Origin of the sequence: Streptomyces sp. MnatMP-M17 (genome assembly GCF_900091995.1) — a bacterium.
GTDB lineage: Bacteria > Actinomycetota > Actinomycetes > Streptomycetales > Streptomycetaceae > Streptomyces.
This window is the reverse complement of the sequence record NZ_FMDK01001004.1, coordinates 1-6,583: the sequence shown is the minus strand read 5'-3', so window position 1 is coordinate 6,583 and position 6,583 is coordinate 1. Positions and strand designations below refer to the sequence as shown.

Genomic DNA, 6,583 nt, shown 5'->3' with positions numbered 1-6,583 from the left:
GCCGGCGCAGCGTGGTGGCGCGCTCGATGGCTTCCGTACGGACGCGCTCGCTCTCGGCGGTGGCCCCGGAGCGCAGCTCGTCGGCGTCCGCCTTGGCCTTGGTCAGCAGCTCCTCGGCGGACCTGGCCGCCTCCTCGATCTGCTGGACGGCCTCACGCCGGGCCTCGCCACGGATCCGCTCGCCCTCGGCGACCGCCTCCGCCCTGAGCTGCTCGGCCTCGCCGCGCAGCCTGCGGGCCTCCTCCTGGAGCTCGACCGTTTTGGCGCGGTACTCCTTGGTGTCGTCCTTGGCCGCGCCCTTGAGCTGGTCGGCCTGCTCGGCCGCCTCGCCGCGCAGCCGGTCCGCCTCGGCCTCCGCCTCACGGCGGATCCGGTCGGCCTCCTCGCTCGCCGACCTGGTGGTGGCCTTGGCGTCGTCCGACGCCTTCGTCAGCACCTCTTCGGCGGTACGGGCCGCCTTGGCGAGCTGGGCCGCGGTGTCCTCGGCGGCGACCGTACGGGCCTTCTCCGCGGCCTCCGCGACCAGCTTCTCGGCCTCCGCGCGGGCGTCGGCGAGCGCCTGCTCGGCCTCCGCCCTGGTGGCCTCGGCGTCCTTCGTGGCCTCGCCGACCAGCCGGGCGATCTCCGACTTGGCCGTACGCGTGCGCTGTTCGTTCTGCGACTCGACTCCGGCCAGCCGCTTGGCCGCGCTCTCCCTGGCCTCCGCGGTGATCTTCTCGGCCTCCGCGCGGGCCTCGCGCAACCGCTCCTGCGCCTCGTGCATCCGCTGATCGGCGGCGCGGCTCAGCTCGGCGGCGTGCTGGCGGACCTGATCGGCCTCGGCGGTGGTGGACGTACGCAGCTGCTCGGCGTGGCTGGAGGCCTCCTGCGCCTGCGTGGACGCGGCGTTCAGCAGCCGCTCGGCGTCCCTGCGTGCCCGCAGCAGGATCGCTTCAGCTTCCGACCTGGCCGCCTCGGACGCCTCGCCGAGCCGGCGGCGGGCCTCCTCGGTGACCCGGGCGGCCTCCGCGCGGGCGGCGGCCAGGGACTGCTCGGCCTCGGCGCGGGACTCGTCCAGCAGCCGCCGGGCCTGGGACTCCGTACGGGCCCTGAGCTGCTCGGCCCAGGCGACGTTCTCGTTGACATGCGACTCGACGGTCTGCCGGCGCTCCGCGAGCTCCTGGTCGAGCCGCTGGCGGCGCTGGACGGCCTCCGCGTGCAGCTCCGCCTGGAGCCTGGCCTGGTGCTCGGCGTGCTCCTGGAGGATGCGCTGCGTCTGGGCGCGGGCGTCACGCAGTTCGCGCTCCGCGTCCGCGCGCATCTGCTCGGCCTGGATCTGGGCGTTACGGAGGTGCTGCTCGGCCTGGTAGCCGAGGTCGCCGTTGTCGTAGGACGACGGGCGCGTGGCCAGTGTGCGGCGTGCCTCATGGAGCTTGGCGCGCAATACCTCGACCTGGTAACCGAGGTCCTCGGCGTGCTGGACGGCCTTCTCCCGCGCGGTCTTCAGCCGTTCCATCTCGGCTTCGAACCGCGAGAGGTGGTCGTCGTCAGCTCGGTGGCTCTCCTGGCGTTCGTAGCCCCGCACTGCGCGGTCCCATCCGTCCCCTGGTCGCAACTGCCCAATCGAGCACCGTTCGCGGCGAACGGCCCCCCGGGGAATGGTGTCAGATCAACGGCAGGGGCGCGGCCCCGGCCCGGCCCCGGCCCGGAGCGCCCCACTCTACCGGGCCGGGAATCCTTAAGGTCAGTGCTCCGGGGCGGAGGTGACGAGTTCTGTGAGGACTCCGTGACAGTCCTTGGGGTGGAGAAAAGTGATGCGCGAGCCCATGGAACCCCGGCGCGGCTCGTCGTAGAGGACCCGTACGCCCTTGTCACGGACCGCCTGGGCGTCCCCGTCGACATCCGCGGTCCCGAAGGCGATGTGGTGCACGCCCTCGCCGTTCTTCGCGAGCCACTTGCCCACGGGGGAGTCCTCCCGTACCGGTTCGAGGAGCTGGAGGTACGAAGCCCCGCCGTCCGACGTCCCATTGATCTTGAGCATGGCCTCGCGTACGCCCTGCTCCTCGTTGACCTCGGTGTGGAAGACCTCGAAGCCGTAGGTGGCCCGGTAGAACTCGACGGTGGCGTCGAGATCGAAACAGGCGATTCCGATGTGGTCGATTCGCGTCAGCATGGAGACAGTGGAGCGTCATGGCGCCGGTTACGCAACGTGCGCGCGATCACACGCACGGCCGGATGACCCCGGCGCGTACCGCTCAGTACATTGGAAGTAAACCCTCGTTCACTCCTCACGCTCCATGCAAAGGGGATCGCGTCTCATGTCGGATACGAACACCACCACCTCCGTGATCGTCGCGGGCGCCCGTACCCCGATGGGACGGCTGCTCGGCTCGCTGAAGTCCTTCTCCGGTGCGGAGCTCGGCGGCTTCGCCATCAAGGCCGCGCTGGAGCGGGCCGGGATCGGTGGCGACCAGGTGCAGTACGTGATCATGGGCCAGGTGCTCCAGGCCGGGGCAGGGCAGATCCCGGCACGCCAGGCCGCGGTGAAGGCCGGCATTCCCATGAACGTCCCGGCGCTCACCGTCAACAAGGTCTGTCTCTCCGGCCTCGACGCGATCGCGCTCGCCGACCAGCTCATCCGCGCGGGCGAGTTCGAGGTGGTGGTCGCGGGCGGCCAGGAGTCCATGACCAACGCGCCGCATCTGCTGCCCAAGTCCCGTGAGGGCTACAAGTACGGCGCGGTCGAGCTGCTCGACTCGATGGCGTACGACGGGCTGACCGACTCCTTCGAGGAGATCGCCATGGGCGCCTCGACGGAGAAGCACAACACCCGGCTCGGTATCGCGCGCCCGGAGCAGGACGAGTTCGGCGCGCTCTCCCACCAGCGGGCCGCCGCCGCGCAGAAGAACGGCGTCTTCGAGGCCGAGATCACTCCGGTGGAGATCCCGCAGCGCAAGGGCGATCCGGTGGTCTTCGCCCAGGACGAGGGCATCCGCCCGGAGACCACGGTGGAGTCGCTGGCCCGGCTGCGCCCGGCCTTCGACAAGGACGGCACGATCACGGCGGGCACCTCCTCGCAGATCTCCGACGGCGCGGCGGCGGTCGTGGTGATGAGCCGGGCCAAGGCGGAGGAACTGGGCCTGGAGTGGATCGCCGAGATCGGCGCCCACGGCAATGTGGCCGGCCCGGACAACTCGCTCCAGTCCCAGCCGTCCAACGCGATCCAGCACGCCCTGAAGAAGGAGGGCCTGGCCGTCGAGGACCTCGATCTGATCGAGATCAACGAGGCCTTCGCGGCGGTCGCCGTGCAGTCGATGAAGGACCTCGGGGTGTCCCCGGAAAAGGTGAACGTGAACGGCGGCGCGATCGCTCTCGGTCACCCGATCGGGATGTCCGGCGCGCGGCTCGTGCTGCATCTGGCGCTGGAGCTGAAGCGGCGCGGCGGCGGGATCGGGGCGGCGGCGCTGTGCGGTGGCGGGGGCCAGGGGGACGCGCTGATTGTGCGGGTGGCGGGGTAGTCCGTCGTACGGGTAGTCCGTCGTACGGGTAGTCCGTCGTACGTACGTTTAATACGCCGCGAGTAGCTCGCCTGCCGAGCGGCCGAGTGACGGAGCTGGAACTGTGATGACGGAGCTGGAGCTGTGATGCAGGACGTCCCCGAGCTGGTGGCTCAGGCGCGTGAGGGCCGGCCGCGGGCCGTGGCCCGGCTGATCTCACTGGTCGAAGGGGCGTCCCCGCAGCTACGGGAGGTGATGGCGGCGCTGGCACCGCTCGCGGGCCGGGCCTATGTCGTCGGCATCACCGGATCGCCCGGCGTCGGCAAGTCGACCTCCACCTCCGCGCTGGTCACCGCGTACCGGCGGGCGGGCAAGCGGGTCGCGGTGCTGGCCGTCGACCCCTCGTCGCCCTTCTCCGGCGGCGCGCTGCTCGGCGACCGCGTCCGGATGTCCGAGCACGCCTCGGACCCGGGCGTCTATATCCGCTCGATGGCCACCCGCGGCCATCTCGGCGGTCTGGCCTGGGCGGCTCCGCAGGCCATCCGGGTGCTGGACGCGGCGGGCTGCGACGTGATCGTGGTGGAGACCGTCGGGGTCGGCCAGTCGGAGGTCGAGATCGCCTCCCAGGCCGACACCTCGGTGGTGCTGCTGGCGCCGGGCATGGGCGACGGCATCCAGGCCGCGAAGGCCGGAATCCTGGAGATCGGCGATGTGTACGTGGTCAACAAGGCGGACCGCGACGGCGCCGACGCGACGGTCCGCGAGCTGAACCACATGCTCGGCCTGGGCGAGTCCCGAGGTCCGGGCGACTGGCGCCCGCCGATCGTCAAGACGGTCGCGGCGCGGGGCGAGGGCATCGACGAGGTCGTGGAGGCGCTGGAGAAACACCGCGCGTGGATGGAGGAGCACGACGTCCTGGCCCAACGCCGCACCGCCCGCGCGGCGCATGAGGTGGAGACGATCGCGGTGACGTCGCTGCGGGCGCGTATCGCGGACCTGCACGGGGACCGCCGACTGGCGACGTTGGCGGAACGCGTGGTGGCGGGTGAACTGGACCCGTACGGGGCGGCGGACGAACTGGTGGCGGGCATCACTACAACCGACTGAGCGGGTGCCGTCGGGTGAGTGCGGCGGTTCAAGGCCAACTTGGTGAGTCCAGCGAGCGGAGGTCACTCAAGACGCGTTGCACGAGCGCGGTGGTGGCCATGTCTCGTGTCTGTCCGTGCGGCGCGCGCACTATTGACGGCACACGGTGCGGAACGTGCGGGCGATCCTTGGCCGGCTTGGCCGGCTCGGAGAGATCCCACTCAGCCCAGACGATCTTGCCCCCGGCCGGCGGCCGGTGAATGCCCCACCTTTTCGACATCGCTTCGACGAGGATGAGCCCCCGACCGCTTTCGGCATCCTCCGCTTGCGCTTGCTTGACCGGTGTCGCCGGACTCCTGTCCCACACCTCGACGCTCAGGCTTGTGTCGATGACGCGAAGCTGTACTCCGACGACGTGGTGTGTCTTGATGTCTGTCCACTTCGGCTCGGGGTCGGTGACGCCTGTGCTTCTGACAGCGTTGGTCACCAGCTCGCTCATGACGAGTTCGCCCGTGTCGATGTGATCCGACAGGTTCCAGTCCCGCAGGACGTGCCGGAGGAACAGGCGCGAGCAGCCAACGGCCGTCAGCACAGCGGCGAACCGGATGCTGGACGCAAGAACCACACGTGGGAACTGCGTGGTCATGGTCGCTCGTCTTTCCGCGGTACGCCGAGCGGACACGGCAGCTCTCCTGTATCGGTCGCTACGAACCAGACGCGGCCGCGGATGGCGTCTTGCAGCGTCTTCCGTGCGATGAGGCTGAGGGAGTAGACAGTGTTCAGGTGTTCCCACGACGGCACGACCACATCGCGGATCCGGCACCGCCGACAGGCCCCGACCAATGCTTCCCAGGCCGACACCTGCGTCCAGGTGAGCTCCATGAATACCTGCGGCAGCGCGAACCCCTGGCGGAAGGCGAAGGCACCGATGCCGGCGTGCAGCCGGTCGATCTCTTTGGCAGCCAGTGTCGGCAGCGCCCGTACATACTGAACTTGAACTTGTGATGTCGGTCGGCTCGTGGCGGCGGCGTTCGGGGTCCGAGACTGCTGGATGCTGTCGGCTCGGGTTCAGGACGGTGTCCGCAGCCAGCGCCGCGCCGCAGCGAGATTCACCGCGACGTCATCGCTCCAAGAGCAGATCTCCAGCCATGAGAGGTAGCCGCCTTGCGCGAAGACCAGGACCTCGCCGGGGCATTCGCCGGTTTCGGTGAAGAGCTGTACGTCGGCAGCCACGACGGTGCCGGGGCCCGTTGGCGCGGGCTTCACCGCGTCGGCGTCGAGTTCGAAGTAGGCAGTGCCGCACCCGCACTTGCAACGGGATTGCACCCTGAGTTGGGGTACCTGCCGTCAGAGGGCGACGTGAGCGGGCTCGTCGAGGGTGTTCACTTCCTTGTGTAAGAGGTGGTCTTGCTGGTGCTGGTCGGGCTCCGGCTGACACCAAAGAATGCCGACAGAGCTTCGTTCATCCCAGTCACGGAACCCTGACCAGCACACATGTAAGATCAATTAACCTTGCAACAGCCCTGGGGGTGTGCGGCATGCTTTTCTACGTCCAGATGCGCTGGAACATCGAGGGTCGCATGAGCTTCGATGAAATGTGGGATTATCAAGTAAGAGAGCAAGAGGAGGTCGGCGGTAAGGTAAATGTCGTTCACATGTACAAAGTGGCTGGCCAGCGGCGCGTCATTGCCCTGATCGATGTGGAATCCGCAGATGAGCTGGATCGTATCTTCATGGCAACGCTCCCGCTGAGAGAATATCTCGACATCGAGATCATCTGGGCGCTACGCGAGTTCTCCGGCTTCGTCGAGGACTGCAAACGACACTTCAGTGAATAGACACCCTACCTGCGGCCGTTCCCTGCCGACCCAGGGAGCTGTCGATAATTAACTCCTTGGTTTCTGAGGGTTGTTGGCCCGTAGGATTCGGGTGTGTCGGAGGGGATCGAGGCGGGGGAGTTTCTACTGATCTTTGACTGGTCTTGTCGATCAGGATGGTTCGAGTGTGAGGCCGGTCCCGGC

Annotated in this window: 6 protein-coding genes and 1 pseudogene; 3 read left to right on the top strand and 4 right to left on the bottom strand. The window is 68.6% G+C overall.

The window, feature by feature from the left end; genetic code table 11:
• Positions 1-1,564 (bottom strand): annotated as a pseudogene (locus tag GA0115259_RS35010) (hypothetical protein); the annotation flags it as partial.
• Between the two features lie 159 nt (positions 1,565-1,723).
• A complete protein-coding gene (gene mce / locus GA0115259_RS35005; RefSeq protein WP_093604356.1) occupies positions 1,724-2,152 on the bottom strand; it encodes a methylmalonyl-CoA epimerase in 429 nt (142 codons plus the stop codon).
• Positions 2,153-2,297: 145 nt separating this feature from the next.
• On the opposite strand from mce, the gene GA0115259_RS35000 reads away from it, so the two are divergent.
• Entirely contained in the window at positions 2,298-3,497 is a 1,200-nt protein-coding gene (locus GA0115259_RS35000) for an acetyl-CoA C-acetyltransferase (protein ID WP_093604354.1), read from the top strand.
• 126 nt (positions 3,498-3,623) lie between these two features.
• Complete coding sequence (gene meaB, locus GA0115259_RS34995) at positions 3,624-4,583, top strand: methylmalonyl Co-A mutase-associated GTPase MeaB (RefSeq protein WP_176732764.1); 960 nt, start codon at positions 3,624-3,626, stop codon at positions 4,581-4,583.
• A 28-nt stretch (positions 4,584-4,611) separates the two neighbouring features.
• On the opposite strand, the gene GA0115259_RS34990 is transcribed toward meaB, so the two are convergent.
• Positions 4,612-5,208, bottom strand: coding sequence for an ATP-binding protein (locus GA0115259_RS34990; protein WP_093604350.1), 597 nt, complete (start codon positions 5,206-5,208; stop codon positions 4,612-4,614).
• Between the two features lie 422 nt (positions 5,209-5,630).
• On the bottom strand, positions 5,631-5,828 hold the full coding sequence (locus tag GA0115259_RS42445; protein WP_237540717.1) for a hypothetical protein: 198 nt from the start codon (positions 5,826-5,828) through the stop codon (positions 5,631-5,633).
• A 272-nt stretch (positions 5,829-6,100) separates the two neighbouring features.
• On the opposite strand from GA0115259_RS42445, the gene GA0115259_RS34980 reads away from it, so the two are divergent.
• The gene (locus tag GA0115259_RS34980) at positions 6,101-6,400 is read left to right on the top strand and encodes a muconolactone Delta-isomerase (RefSeq protein WP_093604348.1); all 300 of its coding nucleotides are present in this window, start codon (positions 6,101-6,103) and stop codon (positions 6,398-6,400) included.
• Positions 6,401-6,583 lie beyond the last annotated feature (183 nt).